Raw genomic sequence first — 15,874 nt, 5'->3', positions numbered from 1 at the left:
GCATATGGATCAGACCAGCGAAGCGAAAAGATCGAATCGGCCAAACCCATGACAATTCTCACCATCGAAGAACTCGCCGGCCGGCTGCCGCCACATCAGGCGATCGCCGGTCTCGATCTCGGCACCAAGACGATCGGCCTCTCCGTATCCGATCTCGGACGGCGCTTTGCAACGCCGCGCGAGGTGATTCGGCGCATCAAGTTCGGCGTCGATGCGCAAGCGCTGCTGGCGATCGCGGAAAAAGAAAAGGTCGGCGCCTTTGTCATCGGCCTGCCGGTTAACATGGACGGAACGGAAGGGCCGCGCTGCCAGGCGACGCGCGCCTTCGTGCGCAATATGGGCGAGAAGACCGATATTCCCTTCGTGCTCTGGGACGAACGGCTTTCGACGGTCGCGGCCGAGCGGGTGCTGATCGAAATGGACGTGTCGCGCAGGAAACGCGCCGAGCGCATCGACTCGGCCGCCGCCTCCTTCATCCTTCAGGGGGCGCTCGACAGATTGGCATCCCTCGGCAGGGCGGATAGCTCGGCCGGCTGAGATGTCGCGCCACCGAAGCGGGCGCGTAGCCAGGTTGCAATTTGCCGGTGCTTGCGCAGCGCGACGAGGCCGAAAAGGACGATTGTATCGACAACCATTGCCCGCGCAACGAGCGGCGGAATGCTCTCCGGCGGGATACCTAGGATGTGACCGTAGAGGCGGAAGACGAGGTCATGCGCCTCGCGCGTCAGCATGAAGATGCCGAAGCTCATGTCGTAATAGGAGAGCGAGTACCAGCCGGTCAGCAGGATCACCGGGCCGCCCCAGAAGACCATGAGCCACTTCATGCGTCGCCCCTCCCCTCGGCCCAGCCGCTGAGCACCGGGTAGATGGCGCGGTCGGCAAGGACAAAGGCGACCAGCCCGGCGGCGAGCGTCGCTATGTCGAGCGCCAGCGCAGCGAAAAACATCATCATGATGATCATCAAGCCAGTTCTCACCGAACCGCTCCATTCCGAACGTCATTGAACTGACGCCAGTATCTCCGCCATCGCCGGTTCTCTGCAACGTAAACCATCTGTTAAGGTTAATATTCACAAGCCGAGCCGGCTTGCGGCACTCACCCGGCCGGCTTTAATAGATAGAGAGAAGGCGCGCCGATTTCCTTGCCCCCGCCCACCTGACCCCTCCACCTGCATGAGCCGCGATGACCGCCATTTTCGAAAGCATCCTGCCCGTCTTTCTGCTCGTATTGCTGGGCGTCTGGCTCCGCCGTTCGCGGCTCATCGATCAGGGGCTCTGGGTGGGGCTCGAGCAGTTCGGCTACTACTTTCTCTTTCCCGCGCTGCTCTTTTCGACCCTGGCGAAGGCGGATTTCACGGGAATGAGGGCCGACGCGACGGCCGTCGCGGCAATTGGCAGCGTCACGCTGATGTCGATCGCTGTCCTGCTTGCCTGGCCCCTCCTGCGCAATAACGGCATTTCCGGCGCCACCTTCACCTCGATCTTCCAGACTGCGACGCGTTGGAATGCCTTCATAGCGCTCGCCATCGCTGAAAAGCTCTATGGCGCACTTGGACTGAGTCTGACCGCTCTGGTGATGGCGCTGATCATCATCCCGATCAACTTCTACAATGTCGCCGTGCTCGTCTGGTTCGGCGGCGGCAGCCGCGGTATCGGCCTGTTTTTCCTGCGGATCGTCACCAACCCACTCATCATCGCATCGGCACTCGGCATCCTATGCAATCTTGCGGGGATCGAGGTCTATTCGCCGGTCATGCGGACGATCGACATGCTGGCGAGCGCCTCGCTTAGCCTGGGCCTGATTCTGGTGGGCGCCGGATTGAAGATCGCCGACGCCCTGAAGCCAAGCGCACCCGCCGTCCTGGCGGTCGCACTGAAACTGATCGTCATGCCGATCTTCATGGTTGCCGGAAGCGCACTCCTCGGCATCGACGGCGATGCCCTGGTGATCATCGGCCTCGGCGCTGCCGTACCGACGGCCATGAACGGCTATATTCTCGCCAAACAGATGGGGGGAGACGCGGAGCTCTACGCCGCCGTCGCCACGATACAGACGGCCCTGTCGTTCTTCACGATACCGCTTGTCCTTTTCGTCACCGGCTACGCCGCGGCGGGATAGAGAAGATCGAGCACATAGGCGGAGTCGAAGCGGGAATCGAGCATGCCGTAGGTCGCGCGCCAACCGGCGGCCAATCGCGACTCCAGGAAGGCATCGGCGATGCGGCCGGCACCCAACCGATAGAGCTCGGCGGCGGCGGCCGCCAGCGCCAGCTGTTCGACCAGCATGCGCGCCGCGCCTTCGTCGCGCTCGCAAAGCGACATGGCGGCGCGCAGCACGTCGATCGTCTTGGGGCCGGAGGGTCCGAGATCGCGGCTGAAGACGGCGAACAACTGCTCGAAGAGCTCCTTGCGGCGACCGAGCACGCGCAAAACGTCGAGCGCCATGACGTTTCCGGAACCCTCCCAGATCGCATTGACCGGCGCTTCGCGATAGTGCCGGGCAAGCGCCCGCTCTTCCACGTAGCCATTGCCGCCGAGGCACTCCATCGCCTCGTAGATCAAGGCGGGGGCGATCTTGCAGCACCAGTATTTCGCGACGGGCGTCATGATCCGGGCGTAGGCCGCATCCTCGGCGCTGCTGTGCGCATTATCGAAGGCTTCGGCGAGGCGGAACGACAGCGCGCTTGCGGCGGCGACGTCGAGCGCCATGTCGGCGAGAACCCGCGTCATCATCGGCTGGCTGACGAGCGTCTTGCCGAAGACCTTGCGGCCGCGGGTATGGTGCACGGCCTCGGCGAGCGAGGCTCGCATCATCCCGGCCGAAGCGAGCGCGCAATCGAGCCGGGTCAGCGTCACCATGTCGAGGATCGTGCGAATGCCGGCATCCGGCGTGCCGAGCAGGAAGCCGAAAGTGTCCGAGAATTCGACCTCCGACGAGGCATTGGAACGGTTGCCGAGCTTGTCCTTGAGGCGCTGGAAGCGCAACCCGTTGGCGGCGCCGTCCTCGAGCAGCCGCGGCACCAGGAAACAGCCGAGCCCCTCGCGGGTCTGCGCCAGCATGACGAAGGCGTCGCTCATCGGCGCCGACATAAACCATTTGTGGCCGTTCAGACGGTAGATCCCCTCGCCGACCCGTTCGGCGGTCGAGGTATTGGCGCGCACATCCGTGCCGCCCTGCTTCTCTGTCATGCCCATGCCGATCGTCACCGCGGACTTCTGCATCCAGGGCCGGTTGGTCGAGTCGTATTTGCGCGACAGGATCTTCGGCGCCCACTCCTTCTGGACAGCCGGCGAGGCGGTGATCGCGGCGACGGAAGCGCTGGTCATCGTCAGCGGGCAGAGATGGCCGCATTCGAGCTGCGCCGTCAAATAGAAGCGCAGCGCCCTCACCTTGTGCGACCGACCGCGCTCGTCCGGCAGATTCTCCCAGGCGGAAGAGTGCAATCCGGTTGTCATCGACCGGCGCATCAGCGCATGCCAGGCCGGGTGGAACTCGACGACATCGAGACGTTCGCCGCGCGGCCCGTGGGTCTTGAGCTTCGGCACGCCGTCATTCGCCATGCGCGCCAGTTCCTGCGCCTCGGGCGTGGTCACATAGCGGCCGAGCGCGTCGAACTCGTCACGAAGCGTCTTCGACATGCTTGACGTGATGTCGACCACTAGGGGGTCGGAACGGTAGGCATTGATACCGGACCAGGGCTTCGGCTGGTTCAGTTCGGCGAGTTTCTGTTCGGTCCGGTTCATCTGATTCATGAGGCCGGTTCTAGCGCAAGTTTCGCGGGTACGAAACAGGCCCGCGGACAAGAACAATGGCCGCCGCTCGTTTTCTTCGGAAGCCCCTGTGCGTCGCTTGCCGCGCCACTTGCCGTGCCAAGGGCCACGTTCTATAGAGCGAGCCAAATTCCAGCATGCAAGGGCGGCTCATGATCACTTTCCCGCATCGCCACCTGCTTGGCATCAAGGGGCTGACGGAACAGGACATCACGCTCCTCCTCGATCGCGCCGACGAAGCCGTGAAGATCTCCCGGCAGCGGGAGAAGAAAACGTCTTCGCTCCGCGGGCTGACGCAGATCAATCTCTTCTTCGAAGCATCGACCCGCACGCAATCGTCCTTCGAACTGGCCGGCAAGCGGCTTGGCGCAGACGTCATGAACATGTCGGTCGGCAACTCCTCGGTGAAGAAGGGCGAGACGCTGATCGACACGGCGATGACGCTGAACGCGATGCATCCGGACGTGCTGGTCGTTCGCCACTCGTCGGCCGGCGCCGCGGCACTGCTTGCGCAGAAGGTCTCCTGCTCGGTCGTCAACGCCGGCGACGGCCAGCACGAGCATCCGACCCAGGCGCTGCTCGACGCGCTGACGATCCGCCGCGCCAAGGGGAAGCTGTCGCGGATCATCGTGGCGATCTGCGGCGACGTCCTGCATTCGCGCGTCGCCCGCTCGAACATCCTGCTGCTCAATCAGATGGGGGCGCGCGTTCGCGTCGTCGCCCCGGCGACTCTGCTCCCCGCCGGCATCGAGCAGATGGGTGTCGAGGTCTATCGATCCATGGCGGAAGGCCTCAAGGATGCGGACGTCGTCATGATGCTGCGGCTCCAGCGCGAGCGCATGGCCGGTTCCTTCGTGCCGTCGGTGCGGGAGTATTTCCACTATTACGGGCTGGACGCGGAAAAGCTGAAGGCGGCGAAGGACGATGCGCTCGTCATGCACCCTGGCCCGATGAACCGGGGCGTCGAGATTGCGTCGGAGATCGCCGACGGACCGCAAAGCGTCATCGAACAGCAGGTCGAGATGGGCGTTGCCGTGCGCATGGCCGTCATGGAAACGCTTCTTCTCTCTCAGAACCAGGGCCCTCGCCTATGACCAGACCGCTTGTTCTCGAGAACCTGCGCATCATCGATCCCTCGCGAAACCTCGACGAGGTCGGCACGATCGTCGTCGGCAACGACGGACGGATCCTTGCGGCCGGCAAGGACGCCCTGAACCAGGGCGTCCCGGCGGGCGCCTTCGTCAAGGATTGTGCCGGCCTCGTCGCCGTGCCCGGCCTCGTCGATGCCCGCGTCTTCGTCGGAGAACCGGGCAGCGAATATCGCGAAACGATCGAGTCGGCCGCGCGTGCGGCAGCGACCGGCGGCGTCACGTCCTTTATCTCCATGCCCGACACCAATCCGGTGATCGACGAGATCGCCCTCGTCGAGTTCGTGCAGAAGACCGCCCGCGACAAGGCGCTCATCAACGTCTATCCGGCCGCCGCCCTGACGAAGGAGCTGCTCGGCGTGGAAATGAGCGAGCTCGGGCTGCTCCGCGATGCGGGTGCGGTCTGCTTCACCAACGGCCGGCAGCCTGTCCACGACACGCTCGTGCTTCGCCGCGCCATGACCTATGCGCGTGAATTCGGCGCCGTCGTCGCGCTCGAGACCCGCGACAAATACCTCGGCGCCAACGGCGTGATGAACGAAGGCCTGCTCGCGAGCTGGCTCGGGCTGCCGGGCATTCCGCGCGAGGCCGAGATCATCCCGCTCGAGCGCGATTTGCGCGTCGCGGCACTGACGAAGGCCGCCTATCACGCCGCCGAGATCTCCGTCCCCGAATCGACGGATGCCGTGCATGCGGCACGAGAACGCGGGGCGAATGTCACCTGCGGCATCTCGATCAATCACCTGACGCTGAACGAGAATGATATCGGCGAATACCGGACCTTCTTCAAGCTGACCCCGCCACTGCGCGGCGAAGACGACAGGGTTGCCATGGTCGAGGCGCTTGCCGCCGGCAAGATCGACATCATCGTGTCGTCGCACGACCCGCAGGGCGCCGATACCAAGCGGCTGCCCTTCGCGGATGCGGCCGACGGCGCGATCGGATTGGAAACCCTGGCGGCGGCCGCACTTCGGCTCCACCACAGCGGCCAGGTTCCGCTGATAAGGCTTATCGATGCGCTCTCGACGCGTCCTGCCGCGATCTTCGGCCTGGACGCCGGCACGCTGAAACCCGGCGCGAAGGCGGATATAGCCATCCTCGATCTCGACGAACCCTGGATCCTCTACGAAAAGGAGCTGGTTTCCCGCTCCAAGAACACGCCATTCGAAAATGCACGCTTTACCGGCCGGGTCGTGCAGACCTATGTTGCCGGCAAGCTCGTCCATTCATTGTGAGCCGAAGCATTTAGGGGGGAGGAACCGGTGGATCTGTTTTCCTGGCAGCTGGGGCTGCCCGCAACACTTCTCTGCCTCGCCTTCGGATATCTGCTCGGCTCCATCCCCTTCGGCCTGATCCTCACCCGCATGGCGGGGCTCGGCGACGTGCGCAAGATCGGCTCCGGCAATATCGGCGCGACGAATGTCCTGAGAACCGGCAACAAGAAACTGGCCGGGGCCACGCTCTTGCTCGATGCGCTGAAGGGAACGGCAGCGGCCGCGGTCGCGTCTCTGTGGGGTGTCGAAGCCGGCATCGCCGCTGGCCTCGCCGCCTTTCTCGGCCATCTCTTTCCGGTCTGGCTCTCCTTCAAGGGCGGCAAGGGCGTCGCCACCTATATCGGGATCCTGCTCGGCCTTGCGCCTCTGATGGTTCCCGCGTTTGCCGCGATCTGGCTCGTCTCGGCCAAGATCACCCGATACTCCTCACTGTCGGCACTGGTTGCCACCGCGATCATGCCGATTGCACTCTACGCCACCGGATACGGGAAGATCGCCCTGCTCTTCGCCTTGATGACGGTCATCACCTGGATCAAGCACCGCGCCAACATACAGCGGCTCTTGAGCGGTACGGAAAGCCGGATCGGAGAAAAGGGATAATGCCGGCCGGCATCGCTCGACGTAACGGAACCGCGCTGACGGAGCGGCAGAGAATCGCATGGCTGCGGCTGATCCGCAGCGATAATGTCGGTCCGGCGACCTTTCGGGACCTCGTCAACCACTTCGGCTCCGCGGAGGCGGCGCTCGAGGCGCTGCCGGAACTGTCGCGGCGCGGCGGCTCGGATCGACAGTTCCGCATCGCCTCGGTGGCAGACGCGGAGCGCGAGCTCGAGGCGGCGCATCGGTTCGGCGCGGTATTTGTCGGTATCGGCGAGCCGGACTATCCGCCGGCGCTCAAGGAAATCGACGCCGCTCCGCCGCTTCTTGCGATGAAGGGCAACCTCCAGGCGGCAAGCCGCCCCTCGCTCGGCATCGTCGGCTCGCGCAATGCCTCGGTCAGCGGCGCGAAATTCGCAGCGATGATCGCGCGCGACGCCGGTGCCGCGGGCTATGTCATTACTTCCGGCCTCGCCCGCGGCATCGACACAGCCGTCCATCGCGCCAGCCTCGAGACCGGCACGATTGCTGCGCTCGCCGGCGGCCTCGACCAACCCTATCCGCCCGAAAATGTCGGCCTCCTGCAGCAGATCACCGCGGAAGCGGGCTTGGCGATCAGCGAAATGCCCTTCGGCTGGGAGCCGCGCGCCCGCGATTTTCCAAGACGAAATCGCCTGGTGGCCGGCATCAGCCTCGGCGTCGCAATTGTTGAAGCCGCCAGCCGTTCGGGCTCGCTCATCACCGCCCGCTATGCGGCCGATTTCGGCCGGCTCGTCTTTGCCGTACCGGGCTCACCGCTCGATCCGCGTTGTCACGGCACGAACGATCTCCTGAAACAGGGCGCGATCGTCACCACCTCCGCCGCCGACGTTCTGGAGGGATTGGCGCCGCTCAGCCGCGACGATCTATTCTCGCGGCTGAGCGCCCGGGAGCCGGTGCCTGAACATGCGCCCGCCGTGCCGCCCACGATGCCTTCGCCCGGAGGAGGCGGCCGCGCCCTTATCGTCGAAGCGCTCGGTCCGACGCCGGTCGAGATCGACGACATCATCCGCCACACCGGCCTTTCCGCCTCCGAGGTGCACCTCGTGCTTCTCGAGCTCGATCTTGCCGGCCAGCTCAGCCGCCACGGCGGCAATCTCGTATCCCTCGCGCCACCGCAATAGGCGGCAAACGCAGCTCTACACGGGGAAATCGCAAAACGAACCACCGGAAGTTGCGGAAAATCGAATGTTGCGGTTTGGTTGCGGTTCGCTATTTTCGATAAACCCCTTGACCGCGCCCGAATCCCTGTCCATTTCGTGGCCACCATAAAGGCCGCGCAACACCTGCGCCTTGCCAGAAGAGATTGTCTCAGAGAATGACGATGAATGTTGTAGTGGTGGAGTCGCCTTCCAAGGCCAAGACGATCAACAAGTATCTCGGCCCCGGCTACAAGGTACTTGCTTCGTTCGGCCATGTGCGGGATCTGCCGGCCAAGGATGGATCGGTTCGGCCGGACGAAGATTTCGAAATGTCGTGGGAAGTCGACGGCGCCTCCGCCAAGCGGATGAAGGACATTGCCGACGCCGTGAAGTCGTCGGACGGGCTGTTTCTCGCAACCGACCCGGATCGCGAGGGTGAGGCGATCTCCTGGCACGTGCTCGATCTCCTCAAGAAAAAGAAGGTGATCGGCGACAAGCCGGTCAAGCGCGTCGTCTTCAATGCCATCACCAAAAAGGCGGTGCTCGATGCGATGGCGGACCCGCGCGACATCGATATCTCGCTGGTCGACGCCTATCTCGCCCGCCGCGCCCTCGACTACCTCGTCGGCTTCAATCTTTCCCCGGTTCTCTGGCGCAAGCTGCCCGGCGCGCGCTCGGCCGGCCGCGTGCAATCGGTGGCGCTGCGGCTCGTCTGCGACCGCGAGGCGGAGATCGAACGCTTCGTCACGGAGGAATACTGGAATATCGCGGCGCTCTTGAAGACGCCGCGCGGCGACGAGTTCGAAGCGCGGCTCGTCTCGGCGGAGGGCAAGCGGCTGCAGGCGAAGTCGATCGGCAACGGCGAGGAGGCCAATCGGCTGAAGGCGTTGCTCGACGGCGCGAGCTATGTGGTCGAGAGCGTCGAGGCGAAGCCGGTCAAGCGCAATCCCGGTCCGCCCTTCACCACCTCGACATTGCAGCAGGCCGCTTCCTCCAAGCTCGGCTTCTCGGCGTCGCGCACCATGCAGGTGGCGCAGAAGCTCTACGAAGGCGTCGATGTCGGCGGCGAGACGGTCGGTCTCATCACCTATATGCGTACCGACGGCGTACAGATGGCGCCGGAGGCGATCGATGCAGCGCGTCGGGCGATCGGCGGCCAGTTCGGGCCCCGTTACCTGCCGGAAAAGCCGCGCTTCTATTCCACCAAGGCGAAGAACGCTCAGGAAGCCCACGAAGCGATCCGGCCGACCGACTTCAACCGCACGCCCGATCAGGTCCGCCGCTTCCTCGACGGCGACATGCTGAAGCTCTACGACCTGATCTGGAAGCGCGGCATCGCCAGCCAGATGGCCTCCGCTGAGATCGAACGGACGACGGCCGAGATCGCGGCCGACAATGGCGGCAGGAAAGCCGGCCTCCGGGCCACCGGCTCGGTCATCCGCTTCGACGGCTTCATCGCTGCCTATACCGACATGAAGGAAGACGGCGAGCAGGCGGACGACGGCGATGAGGATGGCCGGCTGCCCGAGATCAATGCGCGCGAAAACCTCGCCAAGCAGAAAATCAACGCCACCCAGCACTTCACCGAGCCGCCGCCGCGCTATTCGGAAGCGACGCTGATCAAGAAGATGGAAGAACTCGGCATAGGGCGGCCCTCTACCTATGCCGCGACGATCAGCACGCTTGTCGACCGCGACTATGTGACGATCGACAAGCGCAAGCTGTTGCCGCAGGCCAAGGGCCGGCTGGTCACCGCCTTCCTCGAGAGCTTCTTTACCCGCTATGTCGAGTACGACTTCACCGCGTCGCTTGAGGAAAAGCTCGATCAGATTTCCGCCGGCGAGCTCAACTGGAAAGACGTGCTGCGCGAGTTCTGGAAGGATTTCTTCTCGCAGATCGAGGATACCAAGGAACTGCGTGTCACCAATGTGCTCGATGCGCTCAATGAGGAGCTGGCGCCGCTCGTTTTCCCGAATCGCGAAGACGGCGGCGACCCGCGGACCTGCCAGGTCTGCGGCACCGGCAAGCTCTCGCTGAAGCTCGGCAAATACGGCGCCTTCGTCGGCTGCTCCAACTATCCGGAGTGCAATTATACGCGCCAGCTTTCGTCGGAAAGCAACGGCGAGGCGGAAGCCTCCGTGTCGAACGAGCCGCAGAGCCTCGGCAAGGACCCGCACACCGGCGAGGAAATCACGCTGCGCAGCGGCCGCTTCGGACCCTATGTCCAGCGGGGCGACGGCAAGGAGGCCAAGCGCGCAAGCCTTCCCAAGGGCTGGACGCCGGCGACGATCGACCACGAGAAGGCGCTTGCCCTTCTCTCGCTGCCGCGCGACATCGGCAAGCATCCGGAGACCGGCAAGATGATCTCGACCGGGATCGGCCGCTACGGCCCGTTCGTGCTGCATGACGGCACCTATGCCAATCTGGAGTCTGTCGAGGACGTCTTCTCGATCGGCCTCAATCGGGCCGTTTCTGCACTCGCCGACAAGCAGTCGAAGGCTGCAGAAGGCGGCCGCGGGCGCACCGCCGCCGCTCTCAAGGAACTCGGGGAACATCCCGACGGCGGGGCGATTACGGTACGCGACGGTCGCTTCGGCCCCTATGTCAACTGGGGCAAGGTGAACGCAACCCTGCCGAAGGGCAAGGATCCGCAATCGGTGAGCGTCGAAGAGGCGCTCGCACTGATCGCCGAACGCGCGGCGAAAAGCGGCGTGTCGAAGGGCAAGTCGGCCAGGGGCCGATCCGCGGCCGCGGCAACGAAGAGCACGGCGACGAAAACCGGAAAGCCCAAGACCGCTGCAAAGGCGAAGAGCAAGACGGCCGCGAAGGCCAAGAAGGACTGACCTTGAGCAGAATTCCGCGCGATCCGACCGAACGGCCCGCAAGAGGCGCCGGCAAGAAGCAGTTGCGCGCGGCCCAGGCGGCGCCCGCCCAAAAGGAAACGATCATCCACGGCGCCGTTCCGTCACGCGACGTGCTGATGCGCTTCATCGCCGAAAACCCGCAGCAGGCCTCGAAGCGGGAGATCGCCAAGGCCTTCGGCCTCAAGGGGGAAGCTCGCGTCGAACTCAAGGCGCTGCTGCGCTCGCTGGAAGAGGACGGGCTGGTCGAGAAGAAGCGCAAGTCGCTCGTTCGCCCCGGCGCCCTGCCGCCGGTGACCGTGCTCGACATCACGATCCGCGATATCGACGGCGAATTGATCGGCCGGCCGGCCGAATGGCTCGACGACGACGGCGTCGCGCCGGCCGTCCTCATCCGGCAGTCTGCCGTCGGCAAGGCGAAGGGCAAGATACCCGTCGCCGGTCTCGGCGACCGGGTGCTTGCCAAGATCTTCCCGGCCAAGGAGCGCGGCGGGCCGGCCTACACGGCGCGCATCATCAAGGTCCTCGACAAGCGCAAGGATGCCGTGCTCGGCGTTTTCCGCGCTACACCGGGCGGCGGCGGACGGCTGCTGCCGATCGACAAGCGGGGCGAGGAAGTCCTCGTCGATCCGGAATTCACCGGCGAGGCCAAGGACGGCGACCTCGTCGAAGTGCATCTCGCCCGCCTCGGCCGCTACGGCCTGCCGCGTGCACAGGTGCAGAACATCATCGGCTCCGTCGCTTCCGAAAAGGCGATCTCGATGATTGCCATCCATGCGCATGGCATTCCTCACATTTTTCCGGAGCGTGTGCTGCAGGAGGCCGATGCGGCAGAGGCCGCGACAATGGCGCATCGCGAGGATTGGCGCTCGCTGCCGCTCGTCACCATCGACCCGGCCGATGCCAAGGACCACGACGACGCCGTCCATGCCGAACCGGACCCCTCGCCCGACAATCCCGGCGGCGTCATCGTCACGGTCGCGATCGCCGATGTCTCCTGGTACGTCCGGCCGAAATCGGTTCTCGATCTCGAAGCGTTGAAACGCGGCAATTCCGTCTATTTCCCCGATCGCGTCGTGCCGATGCTGCCCGAGCGAATCTCCAACGATCTCTGCTCCTTGAAGGAAGGCGTCGATCGCCCGGCGCTCGCCGTCAGGATGCGCTTCTCCAAGGAGGGCCGTAAGGCGGGGCATACGTTCCACCGCATCATGATGCGCAGCGCCGCCAAGCTTTCCTATCAACAGGCCCAGGCCGCCATCGACGGCGCGCCGGACGAAAAGACCGGGCCGATCCTGGAACCGATCCTGAAGCCGCTATGGGAAGGCTACCGCATTCTCAGCCGCGGGCGGGAACGGCGCCAGCCGCTCGAGCTCGACATGCCCGAACGCAAGATCATCCTGAAGCCGGATGGGACCGTCGACCGGGTCTTCGTGCCGGAGCGGCTCGACGCCCACAGGCTGATCGAGGAAATGATGATCCAGGCCAACGTCGCCGCCGCGGAGACGCTGGAACAGAAACGCCAGGCACTGATCTACCGCGTCCATGACCAGCCGTCGCTCGCCAAGCAGGAAAGCCTGCGCGAGTTCCTGGCGACGCTCGACATCTCGCTCTCCAAAGGCGGCAATATGCGCGCCAACCATTTCAACGGCGTACTCGCCCGGGCCGACGGCAAACCCTACGAGACGATGGTCAACGAGATGGTGCTGAGGTCGCAAAGCCAGGCGATCTACAGTCCGGAGAACATCGGCCATTTCGGCCTTAATCTGATGCGCTATGCTCATTTCACCTCGCCGATTCGGCGCTATGCCGACCTAGTGGTGCATCGGGCGCTGGTGAGCGCGCTCGGGCTTGGCGAGGGCGGCTTGACACCCCAGGAAGAGGGCGTGCTCGACGATATCGCAGCGGAAATCTCCACCTTTGAGCGGCGCGCGATGGCGGCCGAACGCGATACGGTCGACCGGCTGATCGCCCATCACTTGAGCGGACGCGTCGGCGAGGAGTTCGACGGGCGCGTTTCGGGCGTCACCAAGGCGGGACTATTTGTCACCCTTCCCGCCTATGGTGCCGATGGGTTCATCCCTATATCTACGCTCGGACGCGACTACTTCATCTATGACGAAGCGCATCAGGCCCTTTCCGGCGAAAAAACCGGACTTGGCTATCGGCTCGGCGATCCGGTCCGCGTCAAGCTCGCAGAAGCCGTGCCGCTCGCCGGCGCGCTCCGCTTCGAGATGCTGAGCGAAGGGCGAAAGATGCCGACGGCAATGCGCTCCTTTCACAAGTCCGGCCGCCGCGATCGCATGAACGCAGGCAAGCGGCCGGGAACGCGACCGCCGCGCGGCAGGCGCTGATCTTCAGCGGCCGGAGCGGTCCTCGTTCGATTAGGATTGGGCATGAAGGCAATGGCAACGGATAAGCTCCAACTGGGCGGGGAGCAGCGGGAGGAGCGGCCCGTCGGCCGCTCGATGAAGCGCGGCTTTCTCGGGAAGTGCCCCGCCTGCGGCCAGGGCCGACTGTTTCGAAGCTTCGTCAAATCGGTGGATGCCTGCGCCGTCTGCCGCGAGCGAATGGACCATCACCGTGCCGACGACTTTCCGCCCTATATCGTCGTGACGATCGTCGGCCATGTGGTGCTCGGCGGCTATATGATGACCGATCTCGTCCTTCCGCTCACCACCTGGCAGCACCTGGCGCTCTGGGCGCCGGTGACGCTCGTCAGCGCACTCGCTTTGATGCAGCCGGTCAAGGGCGCGGTCATCGGCCTGCAATGGGCTCTCAAGATGCACGGCTTCGGCGGTCACGAAGACCGGCCGGAAGACATCCTGCCGCCGCGGGATCCCTCGGCATGAAGCCTAATCGGAGCAGCGGCCCGCCGCAGCCACAGCCGGGCGCGGCCAAGCATCCGCCGCTCCGACCGCGGGACGCGGCGTCGATCATGCTCCTCGACCGCTCCAACAAGGGCGTGCGTGTCCTGATGGGCAAGCGCCACAGCGCCCATGCCTTTATGCCCGACCTCTATGTCTTTCCCGGTGGCCGCCGCGATCCGACGGACCATCGGCTGGGATTTTCCGGCGATCTGAAGCCGACAGTGCTCAGCGCGCTGAAGGCAAGCGAAGGGCGCCCGATCCCCGAGGGACGCGCCCGGGCGCTGGCGCTCGCGGCCGCGCGAGAACTCTTCGAAGAGGCGGGAGTATGTCTCGGCCGGCAGCACAGCCCGTCGGGTGCTCCCCTTCCCTTTCTTCCCGATCTCACAAACTTGCGCTATATGGCGCGGGCCATCACGCCGCCGGGACAAGCGCGGCGGTTCGACACGCGCTTCTTTGCAGTCTTCGCGGATGAGGCCGAAATCGATCCGTCTGCTATCCTGGACAGCCGGGAGCTTCAGGATTTGCAGTGGATCGACGTCAACGACTTCTCGTCTCTCCAAGTGCCGGAGATCACCGCAATCATCCTCGCGGATCTGAGAGCCGGGCTTGAGGCGGATTCCTCGCTTCCTCATGACCGAGCAATCCCGTTCTACTTCACGCGCCGCGGGCGCTTTCTTCGCACGCTTCTCTAGGGATCCTGCCGAATGTCGAAGCCGCAGTCCGGCACATCCGCGCCGGTTGACGAAATTCACTGGCCTTCGCTGATCGCTGCGCTTGCGTCGATCACCGCCGTCGGCATTGCGATGGGTCTTGGCCTTCCGCTGCTCAGCATCATCATGGAAAAGCGCGGCATCGCACCGACGCTGAACGGGTTGAATGCCGCGATGGCCGGCATCGCATCGATGGCCGCCGCTCCGTTCACAATGAAATTCGCCCATCGTCACGGCGTTGCGCCGACCATGCTGCTGGCGATCGTTTTCGCGGCGGCAAGCGCGCTCGGCTTCTACTACGTCAGCAATTTCTGGCTCTGGTTTCCGCTTCGAATCGTGTTTCACGGTGCAATTACTGTTCTCTTCATTCTCTCGGAATTCTGGATCAATGCCACTGCGCCGCCCAACAGGCGCGGCTTCGTGCTCGGCATCTACGGCACGGTGCTCTCGCTTGGCTTCGCCAGCGGCCCCCTGCTCTTTTCTATGCTGGGGAGCGAGGGCGTGCTGCCCTTCGCCGTCGGCGCGGTGGTCATCCTGCTCTCGGCAATTCCGATCTTTCTCGCGCGCAACGAAAGCCCGGCCCTCGACGAGAAGCCGAAACGCCATTTCATGCGTTACGTCTTCCTCGTGCCGACGGCCACCGCCGCCGTCTTCATCTTCGGCGCGGTGGAATATGGTGGCCTTTCGCTCTTCCCTATCTTCGGGACACGCGCCGGCTTTACCGAATCGCAGGCGGCTCTGCTCCTGACCGTCATGGGCATCGGCAATTTCATCTTTCAGATTCCGCTCGGCATGCTGTCCGACCGCGTGAAGGATCGCCGTACGATCCTGTCGGCACTGACCTTGATCGGCTTCGTGGGCGCATTGTTTCTGCCGATGCTGGTCGAAAACTGGTTTCTCATGGCACTTGTGCTTCTGTTCTGGGGAGGGTGCGTCTCGGGCCTCTACACGGTCGGACTCAGCCATCTAGGCGCCCGACTCCAGGGGGCCGACCTCGCGGCCGCCAACGCAGCCTTCGTGTTCTCATACGCCGTCGGCACGGTAGCGGGCCCGCAAGTGATCGGCGCCGCAATGGATGTCACCGGCAACGACGGGTTTGCCTGGGCCATTGCCGGCTTCTTCGGGCTCTATGTCGTGCTTTCGCTCGCCCGCATGGTTTTGAATCCAAAACGGCCTTGACTTTTCGGCCGCGATTTGTACTTTCGCGCCAACCTTGACCGTGGCCCGCAACCGGTTGTCCACGGCTTTCATCTTTCTATAAAGGCAGGACGACCATGGCGAAAGCTACCACCATCAAGATCAAGCTGCTGTCGACGGCCGACACGGGTTTCTTCTATGTCACGACCAAGAACAGCCGCACGATGACGGAAAAGATGACGAAGACGAAGTACGATCCGGTCGTCAAGAAGCACGTCGAATTCAAGGAAACGAAGATCAAGTAAGATCGCGTTTCGGTTCGACCGATG

The 15,874-nt window shown here is 64.1% G+C and carries 15 protein-coding genes; 12 read left to right on the top strand and 3 right to left on the bottom strand.

Features of this window, described 5'->3' with window-relative positions; translation table 11 throughout:
* The first annotated feature begins 48 nt into the window (after positions 1–48).
* Entirely contained in the window at positions 49–537 is a 489-nt protein-coding gene (gene ruvX, locus CO664_RS17665; protein WP_037414255.1) for a Holliday junction resolvase RuvX, read from the top strand.
* Here the strand turns inward: ruvX and CO664_RS30735 are convergent.
* The gene (locus CO664_RS30735) at positions 480–824 is read right to left on the bottom strand and encodes a DUF6105 family protein (RefSeq protein WP_176536615.1); all 345 of its coding nucleotides are present in this window, start codon (positions 822–824) and stop codon (positions 480–482) included. The two genes, ruvX and CO664_RS30735, sit on opposite strands and share 58 nt — an antisense overlap.
* Positions 821–976: a hypothetical protein gene (locus CO664_RS30730; RefSeq protein ID WP_176536593.1), complete on the bottom strand. Its 156-nt coding sequence runs from the start codon at positions 974–976 to the stop codon at positions 821–823. Before CO664_RS30730 ends, CO664_RS30735 begins: the two co-directional genes overlap by 4 nt.
* A gap of 206 nt (positions 977–1,182) precedes the next feature.
* On the opposite strand from CO664_RS30730, the gene CO664_RS17655 reads away from it, so the two are divergent.
* Entirely contained in the window at positions 1,183–2,118 is a 936-nt protein-coding gene (locus CO664_RS17655; protein ID WP_037414181.1) for an AEC family transporter, read from the top strand.
* On the opposite strand, the gene CO664_RS17650 is transcribed toward CO664_RS17655, so the two are convergent.
* Positions 2,100–3,752, bottom strand: coding sequence for an acyl-CoA dehydrogenase family protein (locus tag CO664_RS17650; RefSeq protein WP_037414179.1), 1,653 nt, complete (start codon positions 3,750–3,752; stop codon positions 2,100–2,102). The two genes, CO664_RS17655 and CO664_RS17650, sit on opposite strands and share 19 nt — an antisense overlap.
* 170 nt (positions 3,753–3,922) lie before the next feature.
* Between CO664_RS17650 and CO664_RS17645 the strand changes: the two genes are divergently transcribed.
* The 10 genes from CO664_RS17645 (at position 3,923) to rpmG (ending at position 15,850) form a co-directional block, all read left to right on the top strand.
* A complete protein-coding gene (locus CO664_RS17645) occupies positions 3,923–4,864 on the top strand; it encodes an aspartate carbamoyltransferase catalytic subunit (RefSeq protein WP_037414178.1) in 942 nt (313 codons plus the stop codon).
* Entirely contained in the window at positions 4,861–6,153 is a 1,293-nt protein-coding gene (locus CO664_RS17640; RefSeq protein ID WP_097539458.1) for a dihydroorotase, read from the top strand. Before CO664_RS17645 ends, CO664_RS17640 begins: the two co-directional genes overlap by 4 nt.
* Before the next feature lie 27 nt (positions 6,154–6,180).
* Positions 6,181–6,792 (top strand): glycerol-3-phosphate 1-O-acyltransferase PlsY, encoded by a 612-nt coding sequence (gene plsY, locus CO664_RS17635; RefSeq protein WP_097539457.1) that lies wholly within the window; start codon positions 6,181–6,183, stop codon positions 6,790–6,792.
* On the top strand, positions 6,792–7,952 hold the full coding sequence (gene dprA, locus CO664_RS17630; protein WP_097539456.1) for a DNA-processing protein DprA: 1,161 nt from the start codon (positions 6,792–6,794) through the stop codon (positions 7,950–7,952). Before plsY ends, dprA begins: the two co-directional genes overlap by 1 nt.
* 200 nt (positions 7,953–8,152) lie before the next feature.
* Entirely contained in the window at positions 8,153–10,813 is a 2,661-nt protein-coding gene (gene topA, locus CO664_RS17625) for a type I DNA topoisomerase (RefSeq protein ID WP_097526553.1), read from the top strand.
* A gap of 2 nt (positions 10,814–10,815) precedes the next feature.
* Positions 10,816–13,182 (top strand): ribonuclease R, encoded by a 2,367-nt coding sequence (gene rnr, locus CO664_RS17620; protein WP_097539455.1) that lies wholly within the window; start codon positions 10,816–10,818, stop codon positions 13,180–13,182.
* 42 nt (positions 13,183–13,224) lie between these two features.
* Positions 13,225–13,680 carry a DUF983 domain-containing protein gene (locus CO664_RS17615; protein WP_037414170.1) on the top strand — a complete coding sequence of 152 codons (456 nt, stop codon included), beginning with the start codon at positions 13,225–13,227 and terminating at the stop codon, positions 13,678–13,680.
* Between the two features lie 86 nt (positions 13,681–13,766).
* Positions 13,767–14,390, top strand: a complete 624-nt coding sequence (locus CO664_RS17610) for an NUDIX domain-containing protein (RefSeq protein WP_234819785.1) — start codon at positions 13,767–13,769, stop codon at positions 14,388–14,390.
* A 12-nt stretch (positions 14,391–14,402) separates the two neighbouring features.
* Positions 14,403–15,587, top strand: coding sequence for an MFS transporter (locus CO664_RS17605; protein WP_097539454.1), 1,185 nt, complete (start codon positions 14,403–14,405; stop codon positions 15,585–15,587).
* A 95-nt stretch (positions 15,588–15,682) separates the two neighbouring features.
* Complete coding sequence (gene rpmG, locus CO664_RS17600; RefSeq protein ID WP_034795357.1) at positions 15,683–15,850, top strand: 50S ribosomal protein L33; 168 nt, start codon at positions 15,683–15,685, stop codon at positions 15,848–15,850.
* Positions 15,851–15,874: the final 24 nt, after the last annotated feature.

Origin of the sequence: Sinorhizobium sp. NG07B (genome assembly GCF_002532005.1) — a bacterium.
GTDB classification, from domain to species: domain Bacteria; phylum Pseudomonadota; class Alphaproteobacteria; order Rhizobiales; family Rhizobiaceae; genus Sinorhizobium; species Sinorhizobium fredii_C.
This window is presented reverse-complemented; position numbering and strand designations above follow the sequence as displayed.

What these genes read in the sequence shown, in the direction of transcription:
- CO664_RS17610 (WP_234819785.1), top strand. Translation starts at nt 13,767, where the DNA reads ATGCTCCTCGACCGCTCCAACAAGGGCGTGCGTGTCCTGATGGGCAAG.
- CO664_RS17605 (WP_097539454.1), top strand. Translation starts at nt 14,403, where the DNA reads ATGTCGAAGCCGCAGTCCGGCACATCCGCGCCGGTTGACGAAATTCAC.
- CO664_RS17615 (WP_037414170.1), top strand. Translation starts at nt 13,225, where the DNA reads ATGAAGGCAATGGCAACGGATAAGCTCCAACTGGGCGGGGAGCAGCGG.
- CO664_RS17655 (WP_037414181.1), top strand. Translation starts at nt 1,183, where the DNA reads ATGACCGCCATTTTCGAAAGCATCCTGCCCGTCTTTCTGCTCGTATTG.
- CO664_RS17645 (WP_037414178.1), top strand. Translation starts at nt 3,923, where the DNA reads ATGATCACTTTCCCGCATCGCCACCTGCTTGGCATCAAGGGGCTGACG.
- topA (WP_097526553.1), top strand. Translation starts at nt 8,153, where the DNA reads ATGAATGTTGTAGTGGTGGAGTCGCCTTCCAAGGCCAAGACGATCAAC.
- CO664_RS17650 (WP_037414179.1), bottom strand. Translation starts at nt 3,752, where the DNA reads ATGAATCAGATGAACCGGACCGAACAGAAACTCGCCGAACTGAACCAG.
- CO664_RS30735 (WP_176536615.1), bottom strand. Translation starts at nt 824, where the DNA reads ATGAAGTGGCTCATGGTCTTCTGGGGCGGCCCGGTGATCCTGCTGACC.
- CO664_RS17640 (WP_097539458.1), top strand. Translation starts at nt 4,861, where the DNA reads ATGACCAGACCGCTTGTTCTCGAGAACCTGCGCATCATCGATCCCTCG.
- dprA (WP_097539456.1), top strand. Translation starts at nt 6,792, where the DNA reads ATGCCGGCCGGCATCGCTCGACGTAACGGAACCGCGCTGACGGAGCGG.
- ruvX (WP_037414255.1), top strand. Translation starts at nt 49, where the DNA reads ATGACAATTCTCACCATCGAAGAACTCGCCGGCCGGCTGCCGCCACAT.
- rpmG (WP_034795357.1), top strand. Translation starts at nt 15,683, where the DNA reads ATGGCGAAAGCTACCACCATCAAGATCAAGCTGCTGTCGACGGCCGAC.